The organism is Bacillus sp. 9.4 (assembly GCF_055486415.1).
Genome location: NZ_JBVFMU010000005.1, coordinates 150,527 through 173,469 on the forward strand (window position 1 = coordinate 150,527; position 22,943 = coordinate 173,469).

The following is a 22,943-nucleotide window of genomic DNA, read 5'->3' on the forward strand; positions in this document are numbered from 1 at the left end:
GGATTTTTGCCTCTTTTTACATGGAGAAGGAAGCGGACGCTCATACTAATGAAAAAAGGAGCAAACCAATGACACAGCAATATATTGTGGAGCCGAAAAAAGGGCTGGGGCTGAAGCTGAAAAAGGGGCAGATTTTAAAAGTGGTTGATGTAGAAGGGCAGCAGGTGGCTGATTTTGTCGCATACCATGCCAAGGATTTTTATGAACACCTTGATCAGGGAGCGACGATAGACGCCAATCACTCCATTCATGTGAAGGTCAACGACCATCTCTACTCCAACCTGTATAAGCCGATGTTAACCCTGATTGAAGATACGGTCGGCAAGCATGATCTGCTGCTGCCCGCCTGCCGTCCTGATATGAACAGGCTCTTATATGGGAAGCAAAAGGATGAGTTTCAGGATACGTGCTATGACAATATGAACCGTGCGCTTGAGCAGTTTGGCGTACCGAAGCCTCACATGCATTACCCATTTGCGATTTTTATGAATACTGTCCTTGATGAGAAAGGGAATCTGTCTGTGGAAACACCGCTTTCGAATGCCGGAGATTATGTAAGGCTCAGGGCGGAGATGGATTTAATTGTCGCGTTTTCTTCCTGCCCGATTGAAAAAGGGAAATGCAATGGCGACAGTGTGACATCCATACGGGTTGAAGTCAGCTGATCTCTCTTGTTCACTGTGAATGAAGACCTGTGCTATATTTAATAGGGATACATAACAGTCATGATTCATTTTCATTGATTTGGGGAAATGATCAGTAATAAGGGAAAATGTACAGGAGGAATGATTGGGATGAGCATGCAGGAAAAGATTATGCGTGAGTTACATGTGAAGCCCTCAATTGATCCAAAGCAAGAAATTGAGGACCGAGTCAATTTTTTAAAACAATATGTAAAGAAAACCGGTGCTAAAGGCTTTGTATTGGGAATCAGCGGGGGCCAGGATTCAACACTTGCGGGAAGACTCGCTCAGCTTGCGGTGGAGAGCATTCGCGAAGAGGGCGGAGACGCTCAATTTATCGCGGTCCGTCTTCCGCATGGCACACAGCAGGATGAAGACGATGCCCAGCTTGCTTTGAAGTTTATTAAGCCGGATAAATCATGGAAGTTTGATATTAAATCGACAGTCAGCGCTTTTTCTGATCAGTATCAGCAGGAAACAGGCGATCAGCTGACTGACTTTAATAAAGGAAACGTAAAAGCAAGAACAAGAATGATCGCGCAATACGCGATCGGCGGCCAGGAAGGCCTGCTTGTGTTAGGAACAGACCATGCTGCTGAAGCAGTGACTGGTTTCTTTACGAAGTACGGTGACGGCGGAGCAGACCTCCTGCCGCTGACAGGCTTGACGAAGCGCCAGGGAAGAACCCTGCTGAAAGAGCTGGGTGCACCGGAACGCTTATACTTAAAAGAACCGACTGCCGATCTGCTTGACGAAAAACCGCAGCAGTCGGATGAAACAGAGCTTGGCATTTCCTACGACGAGATTGACGATTATCTCGAAGGAAAAGAAGTATCAGCGAAAGTATCAGAAGCGCTGGAAAAACGCTACAGCATGACTGAACATAAACGCCAGGTTCCGGCGTCTATGTTTGATGACTGGTGGAAATAAGTTGAAGAAAGCCCGCTCTCGGAGCGGGCTTTTGTCGTGTACAGAAGCTTTATTTGATGCGGATATGATTCAGCTTTACCATTAATCTGTCGGCGAACCTTCGGAGGCTGCCTCTCGTATCAGGATCTAATGGGAGTTCGGCTCTCGCGGCAATGTTCTCTGCCACATCCTGAATCGACAGGTTGTCTGTTTGAATGTGGTCCTCAAAAATGGGTGATGATAAACCTTCAATGCAGCGGTCAATTTGTTTGGCGGCCCAGGAGTTTTTTCCTTCTGCTCTGGTGCGCAGCCTTTTTAACAAGGTTTCCTTTGAAGCCATTAGTGTAAAGTGGTGAACGATCCTGCCTTCATGTCTGAGCCTGCCGATGATCTCATTGAAGTATTCAGGATGTACAATCGTCATAGGCACAATAATGATGCCGCGGTATGTATCTGTCAGAGAAGCTAGCAAACTGTAATTGAACGCCCGCCATAAAGGATAGCTTTGAAAATCGTCCTTTGCGATCTCCTGCGGCACCATGGAGCGCAGCGCAAAACCCATTTTCTCGGGATCATACACGTAAGATGGGTTCAGCCTTCTGTGCAGTTCGAAGGCTGTTTGTGTTTTTCCGGAACCGAATGCCCCGTTTATCCAAATGATCATCGCCATTTCTCCCTTCCTATTTATCATACAGAAAAAGACCCTTCCATCGAAGAGTCAGCTGGAAAACAATAAAGGCGGAAGGTTTTAATGCTTTTTTGCGTCGAAGTATTAAAATACCTGCAGAAATGTTGTACAATGAATGTCATTCAGGAAAAAATGGCTAAACAACAAAGCGCACTATAAGCTTGACCGGTAAAGCCGGTATCTATATAAATATTCGCTAAATAAGCATATAATGAATATAAAATTTCATTCCTTAGGAGGATTTCGCCGAAGATGAACGCTAAACGAGCCATCCCAGTAAGAGAAAGAAATATCGTCCTGATCGGATTCATGGGTGTAGGAAAAACAACAATCGGCCAATTGGTCGCTAAAAAATTATATAGAGATTTTATTGATATTGACCAAGAGATCGAAAAGGATTTCAATATGACAATTCCTGAGATATTTGAGAAAAAGGGAGAAGACTTTTTCCGGAAAACGGAGAAGGAATATATTTTAGACATCTGCCATCATAAACGATTCAAAATCGTATCTCTGGGCGGGGGATCTTTTAAACAAGAAGAAATCAGAAATTGCTGTCTGGAAAACTGTCTCGTGCTTCATCTGGACCTGTCATGGGAGAACTGGAAGCAGCGCGCGGATTTATTGATCGAAAGCCGCCCTGTACTGCATAACCGTTCAATGGATGAAATGGAACAGCTGTTTAACGAAAGAAAAGTCATTTATGACAAGCACAATTCAAAAGTGGCAACAGACAACCTTTCCCCGGAAGAGGTTGCCGATTACATTGTTGAGACATTAAAAATTGGCTGGGATCTTTATCAGCCGATGTAAAAAGCCGTGCGCAGCGCACGGCTTTTTTTATCGTTTTATCCCTTGTATCAAAATTGCTTTTAAACAAAAGGAGATGGGCTGTCCGTTTTGGTTCAATGTAATACAGAACGTGTCGCGTGCTTCGTCTGATGCGTGATTCAAGTGGGTAATGATTTGTTTTTCCCGGTCAGCGGGAGTTCCGCCTCGTTTGATCCAGCTATCGTATTGAATCGGCAAGTTCCACTTTTGGATGTCTTGATAGGCCAGTTGATTAGCGCTGAACATCGCCTGCCATTCTGATAATGAGCTTTCTCGAACATGGGAAGGGTCTCGAAGCCGGTTCAAATGATTGACAAACTCATCAAGAATGGGATCTTCAGGCGCGTAATGATCAACTAAGAGAAAACGTCCGTCCTGTTTCAGTACGCGTGCAATCTCGCTGACAGCTTTGCGGACATCTGAAAAATGGTGGGCTGCGTATCGGCAGGTGATGATGTCAAATGAATCGTCGGGGAAGGGGAGTGACTCTGCCGTTCCTTGCTGAAAGCGTACGTTTTCAGCTCCTTTTTCTTGCGCGAAGGAGGACGCAACCTCAACCATCTCTTTCGTCGCATCAACACCGATGCACTCCTGTACATAAGGAGAAAATGCCAGCGCCGTATGGCCGGCGCCCGCTCCTATATCCAGCACTCGAAGCTCTGCCCGGCATTCCGCTGTTTTGATCATCAACCCCAAATCTTCCCCCTCGGCAAATACCTTTTCATCCCGATACATCTCGGCGTTTTTAGAAAACGGTGTTTCATTTGTCATTTGAACCAGCTCCTTCTTTTCGTAAATGATGATATGGATTATGTTAGCAATTTCTGTTATGATTCGTCCAAGATATAAAAATGATGAAAATGATAGGTTCAACCTATGGAGGCTGAAATGGATATTAAAGTGATGGAATATGCAGCTGAAATTGCCCGGCGCCAAAGCTTTACAAAGGCGGCGGAACATCTTCATATCGCACAGCCGTCTCTCAGCCAGCAAATCAAAAAGCTTGAGGCTGAGCTGAGGCTTACCCTTTTTCACAGATCCCATAGCTCTGTTACACTGACACCTCACGGCAGGCGTTTCATTGAAAAAGCCGAGGACATCATTCGTTCCAGAGATGATTTGCTTCGGGAAATGCAGGAGCGATCACAGGGAATCGGTCATAAATTATCCATCGGGATTCCTGCTGTAACAGGGAGATATCTCTTTCCTCCGCTGCTGAAGCAGTTTTTGGCGCGCTATCCTCATGTGGAGGTTCAGCTTGTTGAAAAAGATCCGGTTTCATTAGAGGAGATGACGGCAAAGGGAGAAGTTGACCTTTCTGTTTTATCCTTGCCCATCGAGGATGAACGGCTCTCCATTACACCCTTGCTCACGGAACCGGTTGTTCTCGTGGTGCCGAAGGAAAAACAAAGGTGGATGCCGCCGGAATTGGTCGCGCTGATTGAGAAAGCGCTGGAAGAAGATGAGGGACGCCAGCCGTGTGTGCCGATTGACATGGTAAGGAACGTGCCCTTTATTCTGTTAAAAGAAGGCTTCGGCTTTCGCAGGACAGTTCTCGATCTCTGTGCGGAAAGCGGCTTTAAGCCGAATGCTGCCTTTAAGACGAGCCATATTGAAACCGCCCAATCTCTTGTGGCTAATGGATTAGGTGTGACTATGGCACCGAATATGGTCAGAAGGGATAAAGATCCGGGTGTGATCTATTTATCGATTCAATCCGCGCCATCACGAACCCTCGTCTTTGTCTTTTTAAAGAACCGCTATGTCAGTCTGACGGCCCAGGCCTTTATGGAACTAAGCCGGGAAAGTCTTAAACAAACGTTTGATGAAGGCTGTCTGGGAAACAAAGATGAAAATATTTAGAAAACAAAGACGAAACGTGGTAGTATAGGAATACAAACTAAATCTTATAAAACAAAGGGGAATAATCGGAAATGCAACTATTCGATCTGCCGCTCGACCAATTGCAAACATATAAGCCTGAAAAAACAGCACCGAAAGATTTTTCTGAGTTTTGGAAATTGTCTTTGGAGGAACTTGCAAAAGTCCAAGCAGAACCTGATTTACAGCCGGTTGACTATCCTGCTGACGGAGTAAAAGTGTACCGTCTCACATATAAAAGCTTCGGAAACGCCCGCATTACCGGATGGTACGCGGTGCCTGACAAGCAAGGCCCGCATCCGGCGATCGTGAAATATCATGGCTACAATGCAAGCTATGATGGTGAGATTCATGAAATGGTAAACTGGGCACTCCATGGCTACGCCACATTCGGCATGCTTGTCCGCGGCCAGCAGAGCAGCGAGGATACGAGTATTTCACCGCACGGTCACGCTTTGGGCTGGATGACGAAAGGAATTCTTGATAAAGATACATACTATTACCGCGGTGTTTATTTGGACGCCGTCCGCGCGCTTGAGGTCATCAGCAGCTTCGACGAGGTTGACGAAACAAGGATCGGTGTGACAGGAGGAAGCCAAGGCGGAGGTTTAACCATTGCCGCAGCGGCGCTGTCAGACATTCCAAAAGCCGCGGTTGCCGATTATCCTTATTTAAGCAACTTCGAACGGGCCATTGATGTGGCGCTTGAACAGCCGTACCTTGAAATCAATTCCTTCTTCAGAAGAAATGGCAGCCCGGAAACAGAAGTGCAGGCGATGAAGACACTTTCATATTTCGATATTATGAATCTCGCTGACCGAGTGAAGGTGCCTGTCCTGATGTCAATCGGCCTGATTGACAAGGTCACGCCGCCGTCGACCGTGTTTGCCGCCTACAATCATTTGGAAACAGAGAAAGAGCTGAAGGTGTACCGCTACTTCGGACATGAGTATATCCCTGCTTTTCAAACGGAAAAACTTGCTTTCTTTAAGCAGCATCTTAAAGGCTGATAAATGTGAAAAGCCGCCGCATATCATCAGGCGGTTTTTTTCTGCAAACTGCCGGAATGAGAACAGACTGGAGACGAATAGATATGAAACAAAGAATCATTGATGAATTAAAACGGATCGAGCAGTCATACGGAGTCAAAATCGTGTATGCCGTCGAGTCAGGAAGCCGCGCATGGGGATTTCCCTCGCAGGATAGTGATTACGACGTCCGCTTTATTTATGTGCCGAAAAAGGAGTGGTATTTTTCAATTGAGCAGGAGCGTGATGTCATTGAGGAACCGATTCACGATTTGCTGGATATCAGCGGCTGGGAGCTGAGAAAAACGCTTCGGCTTTTCAAAAAGTCAAACCCTCCGCTCCTCGAATGGCTGTCCTCAGACATTGTGTATTATGAAGCATTTACGACCGCAGAGCAGTTAAGAAAACTGCGCACGGAGGCATTTAAGCCTGAAGCAAGCGTGTATCACTATATCAATATGGCGAGAAGGAACGTCAAGGATTATCTACAAGGACAAGAGGTCAAAATTAAAAAGTACTTCTACGTTCTTCGGCCTATTTTGGCCTGCCAATGGATTGAAAAACACGGAACCATACCGCCAATGGACTTTACTGTTTTGATGAATGAACTTGTTGCTGAACCCGAGCTGAAGGCTGAAATGGAAACCTTGCTTGAACGGAAAAGAAGAGGAGAAGAGCTTGACCTCGAAGCAAGAATCAATGTTATTCACCAATTCATTGAAACGGAAATCGAAAGAATCATGGAAGCGGCAAAAGAACTGAAGGCAGAGAAAAAAGATATGACATCTGAATTGAACCGTTTGCTTTTGAATACGGTTGAAGAGGTGTGGAAGGATGGAGGAAGCTGATGTTTTTTGTCGCTTCCTTTTTCTCCTTTATTCGACAGAATCCCCCCCGACTTTCTAACTATCTGATTGTGGCAAACCCACAAAAATAATCAGAATCTTTGTATTTTGAGAATATTGTGAACGTCGGTTTTGTCCATTTACAATAAACTCATACAAATACTTCTTAGATTGCGGGGTGTTGAGGTTGGAAGTGATCACAAGAGATTTTTTCTTATTTTTATCCAAAAGCGGCTTTCTCAATAAAATGGCGAGGAACTGGGGAAGCCGGGTAGCAGCGGGTAAAATTATCGGCGGGAATGACTTTAACAGTTCAATCCCGACCATTCGACAGCTTAACAGCCAAGGCTTGTCAGTTACTGTCGATCATTTAGGCGAGTTTGTGAACAGCGCCGAGGTCGCACGGGAGCGTACGGAAGAGTGCATTCAAACCATTGCGACCATCGCGGATCAGGAGCTGAACTCACACGTTTCTTTAAAAATGACGTCTTTAGGTTTGGATATAGATATGGATTTGGTGTATGAAAATATGACAAAAATCCTTCAGACGGCCGAGAAACATAAAATCATGGTCACCATTGACATGGAGGACGAAGTCAGATGCCAGAAAACGCTTGATATTTTCAAAGATTTCAGAAAGAAATACGAGCATGTGAGCACAGTGCTGCAAGCCTATCTGTACCGGACGGAAAAAGACATTGACGATTTGGATTCTTTAAACCCGTTCCTTCGCCTTGTAAAAGGAGCTTATAAAGAATCAGAAAAAGTAGCTTTCCCGGAGAAAAGCGATGTCGATGAAAATTACAAAAAAATCATCCGAAAGCAGCTCTTAAACGGTCACTATACAGCGATTGCCACACATGACGACAAAATGATCGACTTTACAAAGCAGCTTGCCAAGGAACATGGCATTGCCAATGACAAGTTTGAATTTCAGATGCTGTACGGCATGCGGTCGCAAACCCAGCTCAGCCTCGTAAAAGAAGGTTATAACATGAGAGTCTACCTGCCATACGGCGAGGATTGGTACGGCTATTTTATGAGACGCCTTGCAGAACGTCCGTCAAACATTGCATTTGCTTTCAAAGGAATGACAAAGAAGTAAAAAAGGAGAGATTATCATGACAACACCTTACAAACACGAGCCATTCACAAATTTCCAAGATCAAAACAACGTGGAAGCGTTTAAAAAAGCGCTTGCGACAGTAAGCGAATATTTAGGAAAAGACTATCCGCTTGTCATTAACGGCGAGAGAGTGGAAACGGAAGCGAAAATCGTTTCAATCAACCCGGCTGATAAAGAAGAAGTCGTCGGCCGAGTGTCAAAAGCGTCTCAAGAGCACGCTGAGCAAGCGATTCAAGCGGCTGCAAAAGCATTTGAAGAGTGGAGATATACGTCTCCTGAAGAGAGAGCGGCTGTCCTGTTCCGCGCTGCTGCCAAAGTCCGCAGAAGAAAACATGAATTCTCAGCTTTGCTTGTGAAAGAAGCAGGAAAGCCTTGGAACGAGGCGGATGCCGATACGGCTGAAGCGATTGACTTCATGGAGTATTATGCACGCCAAATGATCGAACTGGCAAAAGGCAAACCGGTCAACAGCCGTGAAGGCGAGAAAAACCAATATGTATACACGCCGACTGGAGTGACAGTCGTTATCCCGCCTTGGAACTTCTTGTTTGCGATCATGGCAGGCACAACAGTGGCGCCGATCGTTACTGGAAACACAGTGGTTCTGAAACCTGCGAGTGCTACACCTGTTATTGCAGCAAAATTTGTTGAGGTGCTTGAAGAGTCCGGATTGCCAAAAGGCGTAGTCAACTTTGTTCCGGGAAGCGGAGCGGAAGTAGGCGACTATCTTGTTGACCATCCGAAAACAAGCCTTATCACATTTACGGGATCAAGAGAAGTTGGTACGAGAATTTTCGAACGCGCGGCGAAGGTTCAGCCGGGCCAGCAGCATTTAAAGCGTGTCATCGCTGAAATGGGCGGTAAAGATACGGTTGTTGTTGATGAGGATGCGGACATTGAATTAGCGGCTCAATCGATCTTTACTTCAGCATTCGGCTTTGCGGGACAAAAATGCTCTGCAGGTTCACGTGCAGTTGTTCATGAAAAAGTGTATGATCAAGTATTAGAGCGTGTCATTGAAATTACGGAATCAAAAGTAACAGCTAAACCTGACAGTGCAGATGTTTATATGGGACCTGTCATTGACCAAGGTTCTTATGATAAAATTATGAGCTATATTGAGATTGGAAAACAGGAAGGGCGTTTAGTAAGCGGCGGTACTGGTGATGATTCGAAAGGATACTTCATCAAACCGACGATCTTCGCTGACCTTGATCCGAAAGCAAGACTCATGCAGGAAGAAATTTTCGGACCTGTCGTTGCATTTTGTAAAGTGTCAGACTTTGATGAAGCTTTAGAAGTGGCAAACAATACTGAATATGGTTTGACAGGCGCGGTTATCACAAACAACCGCAAGCACATCGAGCGTGCGAAACAGGAATTCCATGTCGGAAACCTATACTTCAACCGCAACTGTACAGGTGCTATCGTCGGCTACCATCCGTTTGGCGGCTTCAAAATGTCGGGAACGGATTCAAAAGCAGGCGGGCCGGATTACTTGGCTCTGCATATGCAAGCAAAAACAATCAGTGAAATGTTCTAAGCGGGACTAAATGGGCATCCTCCCTGCGGGGGTGTCCATTTCATCCATATACTATAAAAAAGAGGAGGAAGTGCCATAGAAAACACACAGCTGATTATTTCGATTTGTATTTATATGGCGGGAATGCTGCTAATCGGCTACTTTGCTTACAAGCGTACGTCGAATCTGACGGATTACATGCTGGGAGGACGCTCTTTAGGTCCGGCAGTAACCGCTCTTAGTGCCGGCGCTGCCGATATGAGCGGCTGGCTGCTGATGGGGCTTCCGGGCGCCATGTTTTCTACTGGTCTGAGCGGAGTTTGGATTGTGTTCGGACTTTGTCTTGGAGCGTGGGCGAACTGGCTTTACGTCGCACCGCGGCTGAGAACCTATACTGAAAAAGCGGGGAATTCCATTACAATTCCCGGATTCCTGGAAAATCGTTTCGGAGATCAAACAAAGCTTCTCAGACTGTTTTCGGGAATTGTCATTTTAGTCTTTTTCACGTTTTATGTATCGTCCGGCATGGTGTCCGGCGGCGTTTTATTCAACAGCATCTTGGGGATGGATTATCACACCGGCCTGTGGATTGTGACAGGTGTTGTTGTGGCATATACCCTGTTTGGCGGCTTTTTGGCAGTCAGCTGGACAGATTTTGTTCAGGGGATCATTATGTTTGCCGCACTCATTCTTGTGCCGATCGTTACGTTTTTCCACACGGGAGGAGCAGGTGATACAGTTGCTAAAATCCGCTCTGTAGATCCTGATATGTTTAATATTTTCAAAGGAACGAGCGTCCTTGGCATTATTTCTTTGTTTGCCTGGGGGCTGGGATACTTTGGCCAGCCGCATATTATTGTGCGTTTTATGGCGATCACGTCTGTCAAAGAGATCAAAAGAGCGCGCAGAATCGGGATGGGCTGGATGATTTTGTCTGCAGTAGGCGCAGTGCTGACCGGTTTGGGCGGAATCGCTTATTACCATCAGCGGGGCATGACACTGAAGGACCCTGAGACGATTTTTATTCAGTTAGGGAATATCTTGTTCCATCCGATTATCACGGGTTTTCTGATTTCAGCGATTTTGGCCGCGATTATGAGTACAATTTCTTCCCAGCTGCTTGTGACATCAAGCTCTCTCGTAGAAGATTTGTATAAGTCGATGTTCAGACGCTCAGCTTCAGATAAAGAACTGGTGTTTTTAGGCCGTCTGGCTGTTCTGGCTGTTTCAATTGTCGCGTTGGTTCTGGCTTGGGAGAAAAATAACACCATCCTTGGATTGGTCAGCTACGCGTGGGCGGGCTTCGGTGCATCATTCGGGCCGGTTGTACTGCTCAGTCTGTTTTGGAAACGAATGACCAAATGGGGGGCACTCGCCGGCATGATTGTGGGAGCAGCGACTGTAATCATTTGGGCGAATGCCGGTCTTTCGGACTTTCTGTATGAAATGATACCTGGTTTTGCTGCGAGTCTATTATCTGTCTTTTTTGTCAGCATATTGACGCAGGCTCCGTCACAAGCTGTCACAGACCAGTTCAACGACTACCAAGATACAATGTCGCAATAAAGATCGAAAGGAGGAGGAAGGGGCTGTCCCTTTTTCCTCTTTTCTCCTTTTAAGCGGCCATTTTTTTCTTTTGGAAACAAACGTATTTTTTTCTATACAAAAAGACCCCGTATGGATATGATTAAAGTAAAAAAAGTATAGGAGAAAAAGGTATGGAAGAGCTTTTAGAGAGAGTTTTTTCATTTTCAGATGTTGATAAGCTAATTGATTTTATTAGCTATGAACTGCAAAAGCCAGTGATACTGGAAAGCGCGGATTTCTTTTTGTTAGCCTATAATTCTTACTATATTAACCATTTTGATTCTGCCAACCAGCAGACTATTTTTTCGAAAAAGTGTCCGGTCCAGATTTTTGAGAGGTTTCTGAAGGACGGAATTATTGAAAAATTGAAAACAGAGCCTGAGCCTTTTCGCGTCAATAAAATTGAAAGCATCGGGTTAAACCAGAGGGTGGTCGTGAGTGCAAAGCACAAAGGGGAAGTCATGGGCTACATCTGGATTCAGGAGCTGGACCAAAATCTGACGGATGAAGAGCTCGACTTTTTGTACGAGACCTCCTTCCATGTCGGGAAAATCATTTATAAAACGAATAAATTGAAACAGGAAAAGGAAGAAAAAGCAGAGGATCTCATCAAACGAGCGATCTATCAGCAATTTACCTCTGAGAAGGAACTCAGACGGGAAGCTGAAAGGATCAACACCGTGCTGCCTTCCATGTTTTCAGTTGTTATCCTGCACGCCGCAAATGGGGATGGGGAAGCGGTTGAGGATCTAAAGGAAAATATCAGGTCGTACCTGAATTTACGGGATAAGGTCAGTCATGTCTTAACGATCGAATCAAACATTGTCATCGTCGTAGCGAGTTTTTCCCAAAAAAGCTCCGTCTCCTCAGCAGCTTCTGAGTTTATTAACAAGCTGTTAACACATTTTCACTTTCAAAAAATACCTACCCCTATTTATATCGGTATCGGAAACGAATATAATCACCTATTAAAACTTGGCAAGAGCTACACAGAAGCACTTGAAGTCATCAAAGCCGCAGAAATCACCGGCAATCAGGAAAACATTCCATATGAATATGCCAAACTCGGCATTTACCGTTATTTAGAAAGCATCGAACAGAAAAATGAATTTTTAGAATACGAGAATAAAGATTTAGCTTTATTAAAAGCGAAAGACGAAGAAAGCAGCACTGAGCTGCTCAAAACCTTGGAAATCTATCTCCTCAACAACTGCAAAACAAAACCAGCGGCAGAACAGCTGTTTATTCACCAAAATACATTGAATTACCGCATCAAACAGATTACTGAGATGACGTCGATCGATTTAAGCGATTTCAGAACGCGGTGCCAGCTCTATCTCGATTTGATGCTGATGAAAAAGAAATAAAAAAGAAACCAGTACTTGTACTGGTTTCGTCTTCACTTAAAATCCTCTGTAAACATACGGATCATCAGGTTTTTTAATGGTATTCCAGTCTGTTACTTTGACGACAGGGAGAGTTGACTTGAATGGCTGGTAATATTCTGAGGCCAGAGTGCCCTTAATGTGAATCCATTCATCATCCTTGATGTCCATGTCCTTCGGAAATTCCACAAGCATCCCGTACACGCCGGAATCAGCGATACAGTGAATGATGCCAAACCTTAATACGAACAGCTGATTTTTGTTAATTGCGTTTCCTTTGTAAGCAAATCCATGAAATTCTATCGTCCGTCCGAGAAATTCACCCGGATAGTTATAGATGGTTTCCATTCCTTTTAGGAAATCGTCATCGGTCAGAGAAATCTCTTTTTTGCTGGAATACTTATTAAACAGCTGTTTCATTTGTTTGTCATAGCTGTCTTGCGCATAATAAAGGCTGGCATCAGGCCGCAAATACTGTGTTTGGGAGTAGTGATCTCCGCTCTCCATCGCCTTAAACGAGAACCCTTTTGTTTTGACTATGGATGAGTCAAGCGTTGCAATCGGGAAGAAGATGCCTGACACCAAAGGAAAAAGAAAAACAACATAAATCAAATAACGCTGATAAAATGGCTTGTTTTGTTCATGGTCATGCTCGTGATCATGGCCGCACCCGCAATCATGGTCATGGTGATGCCCGCTTTTTTCAGGCGACTTGATAAATAGATATGCTTGGACGGCGGTCAGAATAGCCAGCAGGAAGATCGCAATAAAGGACAGATAGGAATATTTCATATTGATATATTTTGTTAGATTTCCTGAGGCATGCAGATGATAAAAGAAAAACGTAAATCCCATCAGCACCAATAGACGAAACACCCAATCACCCCTTTACCAGTAGTGATCCCGCTAAAACAATCACGACAATGTATGTAATCAGCAGGAAAACAAATCGTTTTTTGAAGGCCGCAAGCATCATCAATAGATTCTTAATATCCACCATTGCGCCAAAGACGAGAAAGGCGATTAACGATCCTAATGAAAATGTGCTGCTGAAGGAAGACGCGATGAACGCATCAACTTCTGAACAAAGCGACAGGACAAACGCCAGACCCATCATCACGAGGGAAGAGGATACATCATTCTGCCCGATCGCAAGCAGAGTGGATGTTTTGACATACGTCTGCATAGCGGCTGCGATAAAGGCGCCGATGATTAAGTATTTTCCCACGGAGAAAAATTCATCAATGGCATGCCGCAAGGTCCCGCCCAGTTTTTGGAGCAAGGTGCCGTGATGATGATGGTGGTGCCCGGGTTCATCAGGCTTCAAAAGCTGGTTATCCTTAAATTGATAGGATAAGATGACCCCGATGATCAGCGAAACGGCGAGAGCCAGTCCGCCTCTGTAAAAGACAACGCTCCATCTATTCCCGAACGCAATATAAGTAGAAAATAAAACGATAGGATTAATGATAGGCGCGGTCAGCATGAAAGCAACCCCCGCATGCAGAGGAACTCCCTTTAACAGAAGCCGCCTCGTAATCGGGATGATGCCGCATTCGCAGGCGGGAAATAAAACGCCGGCCAGCGCACCGAATAAAACGGCGAGAAAACGGTTTTTCGGCATGATTCTTGCAATCATTTCTTCAGAAACAAACATTTGAATGATTCCGGAAAGTATGACGCCAATCAGAATAAACGGAATGGCTTCTATTAAAATGCTGATAAAAATAGAATTCAGCTGAAGAAAAGATGATTGTGCTGTCACAATAAAACCTCCGCTCATGTTAAGCTGCCTTTCTTATGATACCAGAAAAAAAGGCACTGCTTGTTTGACGGAGGAGGGGAAAGGATCGTTTCACTTTGGTTAGGATTCCAAAAAGCCGAGTAGGATACTGTCTGTTTCTGCAGCTTCTTTTCCGAGCCAAATCAGGTGTCCCCATGAGTGAAGCAAACAGAGAGCAGCGCCACGAATGTGCTCTTTTGCATGATGTGCATGTGACAAGTCAACCAATCCATCATAAACACTTTGCATAATCAGCACGGGACATATGATGGCTTGCAGGTCTTTTAAAGAGACAGCGGCGGTTTGTGACAAGTCAATCAGAAATCCTTCACCCGAGCGCTGCCGGCTGTTCATTTTCCGAAATGCTTCTATGTCTTTTTCATCCATTAAGGACTTGATTCGCTGAAACGGAATCGTGCTGAATTGGGGGCTCATAGCTCGAAACATCAAACGCGGGAAAGCGTTATTCAAAGAAGAAATCAGCTTCCATATCCACTTTTCCACCGGCGGGCGGAAGAGAATTCTCCCCAATTTATATTCAGTGTCTTTTGGGGTGAGCCACTCTTTGGTGACCGCGGATTGCAGGGTCAATGTATTTACTCTTTCTGGATAATGTGAGGCAAAGCATATGCCGCTCGGCCCTCCTGCTGAGATGGCGATCACATGGACACTGTCGATTTGTAAATGATCTAATAATTTCACATAGAAACGGCAGGCGTTGGCAAGACTTTTTCCAATTTCTTTTGACGTTCGTCCATAGCCGGGCCTTGAAGGCGTAATGATGGAATACCCTTGCTCAATCAACGCTGTGTATCCGAATTCCTCGTAACAATTTGAATGCCCGCCATGCATGACAAGGATCGGAGTTCCCTTGCCTGTCACAGAATATTCTAGTGTACTGCCATAGAAGGTGATCGTTTCGACTCGTCTTTTCATCTGTTTCACCCAATTGGTTTTTGCCTATTATAGAGTTTTGAGCAATTGACCACAAGGTAAAAGAAATGAATAAACAAAGGCCCTTGAAATATGATATACTTTGTATTGATATTCATTCTCAATTAAAACTTTGATATAGATGTGAACGGGAGGCAGGACGGATGGCTGAGAATCAAGAGGTATATGACGTTACGATTATAGGCGGGGGGCCGATTGGGCTGTTTACTGCTTTTTACTGCGGGATGCGGGAGCTAAAAACAAAGGTAATCGAATTTTTGCCGAAGCTCGGAGGGAAGGTGTCTTTATTCTTTCCTGAGAAAATCATTCGCGATATCGGCGGCATACCGGGGATTGCGGGAAAGCAGCTGATCGAGCAGCTGAAGGAGCAGGCGGCAACGTTTGATCCTGATATCGTATTGAATCAGCGTGTGACCGGGTTTGAACACCTGAATGACGGCACCATTGTACTGACGGGTTCTGAAGGGGAAAAGCACTATACAAGAACTGTGATTTTGGCTTGCGGCATGGGAACGCTTGAGGTCAATGAGTTTGACAGTGAGGATGCGGCCCGTTATGCGGGCAAAAATCTTCATTACGGAGTGGAGAAGCTCGATGCGTTTAAAGATAAGCGCGTGGTGATATCAGGCGGCGGAGATACTGCGGTCGATTGGGCTAATGAGCTTGAACCGATTGCCGCGTCTGTGACTGTCGTTCATCGGCGTGAGGAATTCGGCGGAATGGAAAGCAGCGTGACGAAAATGAAACAATCATCGGTGCGGGTGCTTACTCCTTATTGTCTAGAGCAGCTGAGCGGCGATGAAGAGCGCATCAAAAGCGTGACGATTTGTCATGCTGAATCAGGCCAAAGGGAAGATATAGAGGTTGATGAGCTGATCATTAATCATGGCTTCAAAATTGATCTAGGGCCGATGATGGAGTGGGGGCTGGAGATTGAAGAAGGAAGGGTGAAAGCTGACAGACATATGCGAACGAATCTTCCGGGCGTGTTTGTGGCGGGCGATGCGGCTTTTTATGAAAGCAAGCTGAGATTAATTGCCGGCGGCTTTACCGAGGGCCCGACAGCAGTCAACAGCGCAAAGGCTTATTTGGATCCTAAGGCTGAGAATATGGCGATGTATTCAACCCATCATAAAAAATTGGTACATAAATAAAACAGCCCTTGGGGGAAAGGGCTGTTTGCCATCAGCTGTGAAGGAGTTTTCTTTCCGCTTGTTGATTTTGGATGAAAGCAAATAATTCATCCTGTTCTTGGATGGCTGTGAATCCATAAGCCCCGGCAGCTGAGTCATCGCCTATACAGACGATAGGGGGCCGGCTTGCTGACGGTTCCGGCGAAATGCCAATTTGTTCGCCACCATTGATCAATTGCTGAACGGACAGCTTGTTCGGGCAAATGACCATGTGCAGCGGGGATTCACTGATGGTACGCTGAATCATGTGGGTGAACCGGTCATCTATGACGTTTTCATGAGTGATATAAAACGAACAGGATTCATGCTTTTGCATGAATTCCACTGCATGGCGGCTCCCGACAACAAGACGTTTTTCTGAATCAGGCTGAATGGCGGTGACAAGAAAGCCCCGTTTTTCAAGCTCCGTCTTTGCTTGCTCAGATGCTGCACTCAGTTTGGCTGTCAGCTGGCGGATGTCGATTTTCTGAGAAGCCAGTGCTCTGAAAAATTCACAAACCGCCCGGCGCGATGTGAAAAAAATGTCTTCAAAGGTGCCAATCTTTCGAAGAATTTCTTCATTGACAGGCATGTTTTCGATCCGCCATTTCGGCCACTCGATGACATCGGCGCCGGAATCGCGCAGCTTGTCTGCAAGCTGGTCTTCATCTTCGCCATGAGTCACAACCATCAAATGCCGGCCGATGAGCGGTTTGCTTTCAAACCAGCTGTGTGTTTGAAAGTTGACGATGTCTCCGATGACGATAATCGCAGGGTTTGTAATCTGGTGTTCCTGCACTTTTTGCTGAATGTTCTCAAGTGTTCCTTTCACACTCCGCTGGCGGCCCCACGTTCCCCATTGGATGACAATGACAGGGACAGAAGGCGATTTCCCGTATGAAATAAGCTGCTGGCAAATATAAGACAAGTTCTTGACACCCATGTAAAAAACAAGGGTTTGAACGCTTCGGGCCAGCCCTTCCCAGTCAAGGTTCGGCGTGCCTTTTAATGATTTATCATGCGCTGTAATCATGGCAAAAGACGATGCAAAATCCCGATGCGTGACGGGGATGCCCGCATATAGCGGCGCTGCAATTCCAGAGGTGATTCCCGGCACCATTTCATAGCGAATGCCGTGCTCATGAAGAGCATCTGCTTCCTCGCCGACTCTGCCGAATACGCTCGGATCTCCGCCCTTCAAGCGAACGACGGTTAACCCATTTAATGCTTTTTCAACCAGCAGGGCGTTAATTTCTTTTTGTTTCATAAAATGGCGGTCTGGCAGTTTTCCGCAATAAATAAACTGGCAGTCCGGTGATGCAAATTCGAGCAGCTTCGGGTTGGCGAGCCGGTCATATAAAATCACATCTGCTTCCTCGAGCGCCTGTTTTCCTTTGATGGTGAGCAGGCCTGGGTCGCCGGGTCCGGCTCCCACGAAATATACGATTCCGTTCTTCATGATCATGTCATCCTTCCGTCACTGTAAAAAATGAAGGACCACTAGAAAAGTGATCCGGTCTTTTGATCAATATACGAGATAAACATGTTCTCCTTCGATCAGCGTTTCATATGTTTTGACACATCCGTGGTCAGGTTCTTGGACGATTCCGTCTTCTAAGGAAATTTTCCAGTCATGCATCGGGCAGAAAACATATTCACCGCTGACGATGCCTTCTGCCAGGACGCCGCCCTTATGCGGACAGCGGTTTTCAATGGCGCGGATGCTTCCGTCTGAAAGCTTGAAAACCGCGAGCTCCTTATCTTCAATATACACTGTTTTGCCTAATTGTTCAGGCAATTCTTCAATTTTTCCGATACATACTTTTGTTACGTCTTTGTTTACCATGTCCATTCCTCCTCAATGATTGTTTTTGTCATTATGATGTGGTCACGACATTTTCAAATAATTCTTTAGAGGTTTGTTTATCCTCTAAAAAGTCTTTCCACGGATCCTTGTGGACAGAGAGTGTTTCATTCATTCGGCCGTTCAGCTCCTGCCGCTTTTCCGGATCGTTTAACACGGATTGGACATGGGATAAACCGACGCGCTCAAGCCATGCGGACGTACGCTCCAGATAGTTTGCGGTTTCCCTGTAATATTGCAGGTAAGCGCCTGCGTATTCTAAGACTTCTTCATTTGTTTTCACCTTCATCAGCAAATCGCCGGCACGCAAATGGGTTCCGCCGTTTCCGCCGACATAAAGCTCCCAGCCTCCGTCGATGCCGACAACGCCAAGGTCCTTAATGCCGGATTCCGCACAGTTTCGCGGGCAGGCAGACACGGCCATTTTGACTTTGTGAGGCGTGTTCAGCCCTTCGAATTTTTTCTCAAGCGCAATGCCCAGTGCCATGGAGTCTTGTGTACCGAAGCGGCAGAATTGCTCGCCTACACATGTTTTCACTGTGCGGAGCGTTTTTCCGTACGCGTAGCCCGACGGCATATCAAGATCTTCCCATACCTTCGGAAGGTCTTCTTTTTTCACGCCGATAAGATCAATTCGCTGGCCGCCTGTCATTTTCACGAGCGGGATCTCATATTTGTCAACGACATCGGCGATCTTGCGCAAATCTGTGGAGTTGGTCACGCCGCCGTACATCCGAGGAACGACTGAGTATGTTCCGTCTTTTTGAATATTGGCGTGCATTCGTTCATTAACAAAGCGGGATGTCCGGTCATCCTCGTATTTGGTTGGATTGATCATGCCTAAGTAGTAGTTCAGAGCGGGCCGGCATTTAGAACAGCCTTCTGGCGTTTTCCAGCCGAGCACATTCATGACTTCTCTTGTATGTGACAGCCCTTTGGCTTTGATTTCTTCTACGACTTCATCTCTCGACAATGTGGTGCAGCCGCAAATGGCTTCTTTTTGCGCTGACGCATCAAAGTCTGATCCGAGCGTATGCTGGAGGATTTCTTCTACGAGCGGCTTACAGCCTCCGCATGAGCGGGATGCACCGGTGCATGCTTTGATTTCGTCCGTTGACGAGCAGCCCTTTTCCTGTATGGCTTGAATAATCGCACCTTTTGACACGCCGTTGCAGCCGCAGATGATTTCATCGTCGCTCATCGCTGCGGTTATGCTTGTGCCTGCTTCTTGATTGAGAGGCTGTAAGATTGATATTTTAGAGGTTTCAGAGATATCGGCTTCTTTTTGAATCATAGAAAACAGGCGATTGCCTTCGCTGCTGTCGCCGAATAAAACAGCACCGACAATTTGATTGCCTCTCAGGACGATTTTTTTATAGATGCCGTCCTGCTCATCGAAGACTTTAATCGCTTTTTTCTCCTCTGATTCGTTAAAGTCACCGGCAGAGAAGACCTCGACGCCTGATACCTTTAACTGTGTGGAGAGAACGGAGCCCTCATACGGTTTTGTTTCGATGCCGCAAATATGCTTCGCCAGCACTTTTGCCTGTTCATAGAGCGGTGCCACAAGCCCGTAGGCGATTCCTCGGTGCTCGGCACATTCGCCGACCGCGTAAATGTGCGGGATTTCAGTCTGCATATAATCGTTGACAATGATGCCGCGGTTAACCGGAATGCCGCTCTCGGCCCCGAGCGTTGTATTTGGGCGGATGCCGACAGCCATGACGACTAAATCAGCTTCAATGCTTGTGCCATCCTTGAAGCGGAGGCCTTCGACACGGTCGTCACCGACAATTTCTTCTGTTTGCTTTTCAAGTAAAAAGGTCATACCTTGTTTTTCTAACTCGTTTTGCAGCAGGCGTCCTGCCGTTGCATCAAGCTGGCGCTCCATCAGGAATGGGGCGAGGTGGATGACGGACACATCCATGCCAAGATTCAGCAGTCCGCGAGCTGCTTCCAAACCAAGAAGTCCTCCGCCGATGACGGCAGCTTTTTTATATTGTTTTGACGCGGCGAGCATTGTGTCTGTATCTTTTATGTCCCGGAAAGCTGTGACGCCTTTTTTGTCTGCGCCCGGAATCGGAAGGATAAAAGGGACCGAGCCTGTCGCCAAGATCAATTCATCGTAAGGCTGGATTCTGTCTGCATCTGTGATGACTGTTTTGTTTTCCGTGTCCACTTTGATGACTGTTTCATTTGTATACAATTGAATGTTGTTTTCTTCGTACCAGTCCCAATCGTTTAACGTAATATCTTTAATATCTGTATCGCCTTGAAGCACTTTTGACAAAAGGATTCGGTTGTAATTGGGATGCGGTTCGGCACCGAAAATTGTGATCTGAAACTCGTCTTTAGCAACACTCAGTATCTCTTCAATGGCCCTTACCCCGGCCATTCCATTACCAACAAGAACTAGCTGTTTTTTTCCCATCAGATGATCCGCTCCTTATCAATGTTTTTTCCAGCGTAGCACAGCAAAAAGGAATATTTAAGATACATGTTATAAAATGTAACAAAATATACGAAAAGTTCTAAAAATTTTATGAAAAATTTAAATAGGTCTGATTCGGACGGCGCATACCTTAAAACCGGGCATTTTACAGGCTGGATCTAAGGCTTCTCCGATTAAATCATTCACATTTTGAGCGTCTGCCCAATGAATGGGAACAAAAACAGTATCTTTTCTGATTTGTTCTGATAATTTGCTGCGGACGGTGATGCTTCCCCGCGGCGATTCTATTTTTACCAGTACACGGTCCTCGATATTGTAGGTCGCTGCTGTTTGCGGATGGATCTCCATAAACGATTCAAAATGTCTCGCGGCAAGGGCGGCGCTTTTTCTTGTTTGGACGCCTGTTAAGTAGTGAGACATGACTCTGCCTGTCGTTAAATAAAGCGGATAATCGGCTGTTGGCTTCTCTTTTGGAACAGATGGTTCGTTTGGAATCACACTTAATGCCGCTTTTTGATCCGGATGAGCAAATGATTCTGTAAACAAGCGCCCAGTTCCGGGATGATCAGATTCCGGACACGGCCAATGAATGCCGCCTTCACGTCTGAGCCTGTCGTATGAGATGCCTGAATAATCGGCAATCCCGCCTCGGCTCGCTTCTCTCAATTCATTAAAAATATCCTCCGCTGACGTATAAGAGAAGTAGCGACCCTTGCCGAGAGCGGATGCGAGATCACAAATGATCTGCCAATCATGCTTTGCTTCGCCGAGACATGGCCGGCTTGCTTCTCTTAATGTCACGCGTCCTTCTACATTTGTCATGGTGCCTTCATCTTCTAAGTAAGAGGAGGCGGGTAAAATCACATCTGCGTATTTCGCAGTCTCAGAAATAAACAAATCGATTGCAACAAAGAATGTCAGTTTACGTAAAGCCTTTTTCACGAGATTCGCATTTGGACTGGAGACAGCAGGATTGGAGCACATGAGGAACAATCCTTTGATGTCGCCGTCATTGATTTTTTCCATCATTTCATAGGCTGAGACACCTTTTCGCGGCAGATCATCCTGATGGATTCCCCACACTTTCGCAACATGTGCCCGGTGTTGTTCGTTTTCAATAGATCGATAGCCCGGAAGCTGATCGGCTTTTTGGCCATGCTCTCTTGCACCTTGCCCGTTGCCTTGTCCGGTGATCGCCCCGTAACCTGAGTAAGGCTTGCCGATTTTTCCTGTGATCAGCACCATGTTTAAGAAGCCTTTCACAGCCGCTGTTCCATCGGTTTGCTGTTCAATCCCTCGGGCTGTAAACAGCATGCCGGACGTTTCCTTGGCAAACTTTACAGCAGCTTTTCTTATATCCGCCAGCGGGACACTCGTCTGTTCGGCGATGTCATTCAGGTCCAACGAGTCAGTATGCTGCTTCAGCTCTTCGAATCCATTTGTTCGTGATTGAATGAAATCCTCGTTTATAAGCTGTTCGTCAATGATGATTTTGACGAGGCCGTTGGAAAGGGCGGCGTCTGTGCCGGGTTTGATTTTCAGATGAAGATCGGCGATTTTTGTTGTTGCTGTTTCACGCGGATCAATGGCAATGATGTAAGCTCCGTTTTCTTTCGCTTTTTCAAAATACGGCATAATCGTAGGCTGGCATTCCGCGATATTGGTGCCGGCCAGAATGATCACACGGGTGTGGGGAATGTCTGATAAAGGATTCGTTAAGCCTCTATCGGCTCCGAATGTTTGGTTGGCTGCGGTTGCTGCGGCGGACATACAAAGCCTCCCGTTATAGTCGATGTATTTTGTCTGTAAGCCCACCCGTGCGAATTTCCCTAACAAATACGCCTCTTCATTTGTAATCGAGGCGCTTCCGTATACCGCCATGGCGTCATGGCCGTGTTCTGCTTGGATCATTGTCACTTGGTCTTTAATGTAATTCAATGCTTCTTCCCAGGAAACAGGGATAAACTCGCCGTTTTTCTTCAGCAGAGGGCGGGTGATGCGAGAGGAGTTCAAGGCATGCTGGTGAGCATTCATGCCCTTCATGCATAGCCGACCCTGTGTCGTAGGATTATCAATCCCGATCGCAGTGTACTTTTTGCGCGTGACGATGGTTTGTTCCACGAGCTGCATTTTGCACTGCATGCTGCAAAACGGGCATTGGGTGTCATATGTTTTTTCTGATTGGACGTCTTGCTGTTTATCACGGAAATATCTAAGCAGTCGTTCAGTCAAA

20 protein-coding genes are annotated in these 22,943 nt (G+C 45.9%); 11 read left to right on the forward strand and 9 right to left on the reverse strand.

Annotation, left to right across the window (positions count from 1 at the left end):
* The first annotated feature begins 68 nt into the window (after positions 1-68).
* Complete coding sequence (locus ACZ07B_RS18455) at positions 69-665, forward strand: DUF1989 domain-containing protein (protein WP_003246345.1); 597 nt, start codon at positions 69-71, stop codon at positions 663-665.
* A 129-nt stretch (positions 666-794) separates the two neighbouring features.
* Positions 795-1,613: an ammonia-dependent NAD(+) synthetase gene (nadE, locus tag ACZ07B_RS18460; RefSeq protein ID WP_003246440.1), complete on the forward strand. Its 819-nt coding sequence runs from the start codon at positions 795-797 to the stop codon at positions 1,611-1,613.
* Positions 1,614-1,662: 49 nt separating this feature from the next.
* On the opposite strand, the gene tmrB is transcribed toward nadE, so the two are convergent.
* Entirely contained in the window at positions 1,663-2,256 is a 594-nt protein-coding gene (gene tmrB / locus ACZ07B_RS18465) for a tunicamycin resistance ATP-binding TmrB (RefSeq protein ID WP_029727058.1), read from the reverse strand.
* A 276-nt stretch (positions 2,257-2,532) separates the two neighbouring features.
* Here tmrB and ACZ07B_RS18470 point away from each other — a divergent pair, with 276 nt between their 5' ends.
* The gene (locus ACZ07B_RS18470; protein WP_019712415.1) at positions 2,533-3,093 is read left to right on the forward strand and encodes a shikimate kinase; all 561 of its coding nucleotides are present in this window, start codon (positions 2,533-2,535) and stop codon (positions 3,091-3,093) included.
* Positions 3,094-3,120: 27 nt separating this feature from the next.
* Here the strand turns inward: ACZ07B_RS18470 and ACZ07B_RS18475 are convergent, their stop codons facing one another.
* Complete coding sequence (locus ACZ07B_RS18475; protein ID WP_326237388.1) at positions 3,121-3,882, reverse strand: class I SAM-dependent methyltransferase; 762 nt, start codon at positions 3,880-3,882, stop codon at positions 3,121-3,123.
* Between the two features lie 117 nt (positions 3,883-3,999).
* On the opposite strand from ACZ07B_RS18475, the gene ACZ07B_RS18480 reads away from it, so the two are divergent.
* From ACZ07B_RS18480 to putR, 7 genes are all read left to right on the forward strand, one after another.
* A complete protein-coding gene (locus tag ACZ07B_RS18480; protein WP_464877524.1) occupies positions 4,000-4,974 on the forward strand; it encodes a LysR family transcriptional regulator in 975 nt (324 codons plus the stop codon).
* A gap of 71 nt (positions 4,975-5,045) precedes the next feature.
* Entirely contained in the window at positions 5,046-6,002 is a 957-nt protein-coding gene (cah, locus tag ACZ07B_RS18485; RefSeq protein ID WP_049140234.1) for a cephalosporin C deacetylase, read from the forward strand.
* Positions 6,003-6,085: 83 nt separating this feature from the next.
* The gene (locus tag ACZ07B_RS18490; protein WP_042977248.1) at positions 6,086-6,868 is read left to right on the forward strand and encodes a nucleotidyltransferase domain-containing protein; all 783 of its coding nucleotides are present in this window, start codon (positions 6,086-6,088) and stop codon (positions 6,866-6,868) included.
* A gap of 190 nt (positions 6,869-7,058) precedes the next feature.
* Positions 7,059-7,970: a proline dehydrogenase PutB gene (gene putB / locus ACZ07B_RS18495; RefSeq protein WP_003246421.1), complete on the forward strand. Its 912-nt coding sequence runs from the start codon at positions 7,059-7,061 to the stop codon at positions 7,968-7,970.
* A 16-nt stretch (positions 7,971-7,986) separates the two neighbouring features.
* Complete coding sequence (pruA, locus tag ACZ07B_RS18500) at positions 7,987-9,534, forward strand: L-glutamate gamma-semialdehyde dehydrogenase (protein WP_003234655.1); 1,548 nt, start codon at positions 7,987-7,989, stop codon at positions 9,532-9,534.
* A 90-nt stretch (positions 9,535-9,624) separates the two neighbouring features.
* On the forward strand, positions 9,625-11,079 hold the full coding sequence (putP, locus tag ACZ07B_RS18505; protein ID WP_464877563.1) for a sodium/proline symporter PutP: 1,455 nt from the start codon (positions 9,625-9,627) through the stop codon (positions 11,077-11,079).
* Between the two features lie 152 nt (positions 11,080-11,231).
* On the forward strand, positions 11,232-12,467 hold the full coding sequence (putR, locus tag ACZ07B_RS18510) for a proline utilization transcriptional regulator PutR (RefSeq protein WP_003234651.1): 1,236 nt from the start codon (positions 11,232-11,234) through the stop codon (positions 12,465-12,467).
* Positions 12,468-12,503: 36 nt separating this feature from the next.
* Here the strand turns inward: putR and ACZ07B_RS18515 are convergent, their stop codons facing one another.
* From ACZ07B_RS18515 to ACZ07B_RS18525, 3 genes are all read right to left on the reverse strand, one after another.
* The gene (locus tag ACZ07B_RS18515; RefSeq protein WP_015252860.1) at positions 12,504-13,361 is read right to left on the reverse strand and encodes a TIGR03943 family putative permease subunit; all 858 of its coding nucleotides are present in this window, start codon (positions 13,359-13,361) and stop codon (positions 12,504-12,506) included.
* A gap of 4 nt (positions 13,362-13,365) precedes the next feature.
* A complete protein-coding gene (locus tag ACZ07B_RS18520) occupies positions 13,366-14,250 on the reverse strand; it encodes a permease (protein WP_010886400.1) in 885 nt (294 codons plus the stop codon).
* 99 nt (positions 14,251-14,349) lie between these two features.
* The gene (locus ACZ07B_RS18525) at positions 14,350-15,204 is read right to left on the reverse strand and encodes an alpha/beta fold hydrolase (protein ID WP_464877525.1); all 855 of its coding nucleotides are present in this window, start codon (positions 15,202-15,204) and stop codon (positions 14,350-14,352) included.
* A gap of 161 nt (positions 15,205-15,365) precedes the next feature.
* Here ACZ07B_RS18525 and ffoR point away from each other — a divergent pair, with 161 nt between their 5' ends.
* Positions 15,366-16,376 carry a ferredoxin--NADP(+) reductase gene (ffoR, locus tag ACZ07B_RS18530; protein WP_464877526.1) on the forward strand — a complete coding sequence of 337 codons (1,011 nt, stop codon included), beginning with the start codon at positions 15,366-15,368 and terminating at the stop codon, positions 16,374-16,376.
* A 31-nt stretch (positions 16,377-16,407) separates the two neighbouring features.
* Here the strand turns inward: ffoR and cobA are convergent, their stop codons facing one another.
* From cobA to nasC, 4 genes are all read right to left on the reverse strand, one after another.
* Positions 16,408-17,859: a uroporphyrinogen-III C-methyltransferase gene (gene cobA / locus ACZ07B_RS18535; RefSeq protein WP_124060111.1), complete on the reverse strand. Its 1,452-nt coding sequence runs from the start codon at positions 17,857-17,859 to the stop codon at positions 16,408-16,410.
* A gap of 60 nt (positions 17,860-17,919) precedes the next feature.
* A complete protein-coding gene (nirD, locus tag ACZ07B_RS18540) occupies positions 17,920-18,240 on the reverse strand; it encodes a nitrite reductase small subunit NirD (protein ID WP_014475751.1) in 321 nt (106 codons plus the stop codon).
* Positions 18,241-18,271: 31 nt separating this feature from the next.
* Positions 18,272-20,689, reverse strand: coding sequence for an NADPH-nitrite reductase (nasD, locus tag ACZ07B_RS18545; protein WP_029946275.1), 2,418 nt, complete (start codon positions 20,687-20,689; stop codon positions 18,272-18,274).
* 120 nt (positions 20,690-20,809) lie between these two features.
* Positions 20,810-22,942, reverse strand: a complete 2,133-nt coding sequence (gene nasC, locus ACZ07B_RS18550; RefSeq protein WP_464877527.1) for an assimilatory nitrate reductase catalytic subunit NasC — start codon at positions 22,940-22,942, stop codon at positions 20,810-20,812.
* Position 22,943 lies beyond the last annotated feature (1 nt).

Excerpts from the sequence above, each read along its gene's own strand:
- ACZ07B_RS18455 (WP_003246345.1), top strand. The coding sequence starts at position 69 with ATGACACAGCAATATATTGTGGAGCCGAAAAAAGGGCTGGGGCTGAAG.
- nadE (WP_003246440.1), top strand. The coding sequence starts at position 795 with ATGAGCATGCAGGAAAAGATTATGCGTGAGTTACATGTGAAGCCCTCA.
- tmrB (WP_029727058.1), bottom strand. The coding sequence starts at position 2,256 with ATGATCATTTGGATAAACGGGGCATTCGGTTCCGGAAAAACACAAACA.
- ACZ07B_RS18470 (WP_019712415.1), top strand. The coding sequence starts at position 2,533 with ATGAACGCTAAACGAGCCATCCCAGTAAGAGAAAGAAATATCGTCCTG.
- ACZ07B_RS18475 (WP_326237388.1), bottom strand. The coding sequence starts at position 3,882 with ATGACAAATGAAACACCGTTTTCTAAAAACGCCGAGATGTATCGGGAT.
- ACZ07B_RS18480 (WP_464877524.1), top strand. The coding sequence starts at position 4,000 with ATGGATATTAAAGTGATGGAATATGCAGCTGAAATTGCCCGGCGCCAA.
- cah (WP_049140234.1), top strand. The coding sequence starts at position 5,046 with ATGCAACTATTCGATCTGCCGCTCGACCAATTGCAAACATATAAGCCT.
- ACZ07B_RS18490 (WP_042977248.1), top strand. The coding sequence starts at position 6,086 with ATGAAACAAAGAATCATTGATGAATTAAAACGGATCGAGCAGTCATAC.
- pruA (WP_003234655.1), top strand. The coding sequence starts at position 7,987 with ATGACAACACCTTACAAACACGAGCCATTCACAAATTTCCAAGATCAA.
- putR (WP_003234651.1), top strand. The coding sequence starts at position 11,232 with ATGGAAGAGCTTTTAGAGAGAGTTTTTTCATTTTCAGATGTTGATAAG.
- ACZ07B_RS18525 (WP_464877525.1), bottom strand. The coding sequence starts at position 15,204 with ATGAAAAGACGAGTCGAAACGATCACCTTCTATGGCAGTACACTAGAA.
- ffoR (WP_464877526.1), top strand. The coding sequence starts at position 15,366 with ATGGCTGAGAATCAAGAGGTATATGACGTTACGATTATAGGCGGGGGG.
- cobA (WP_124060111.1), bottom strand. The coding sequence starts at position 17,859 with ATGATCATGAAGAACGGAATCGTATATTTCGTGGGAGCCGGACCCGGC.
- nirD (WP_014475751.1), bottom strand. The coding sequence starts at position 18,240 with ATGGTAAACAAAGACGTAACAAAAGTATGTATCGGAAAAATTGAAGAA.
- nasD (WP_029946275.1), bottom strand. The coding sequence starts at position 20,689 with ATGGGAAAAAAACAGCTAGTTCTTGTTGGTAATGGAATGGCCGGGGTA.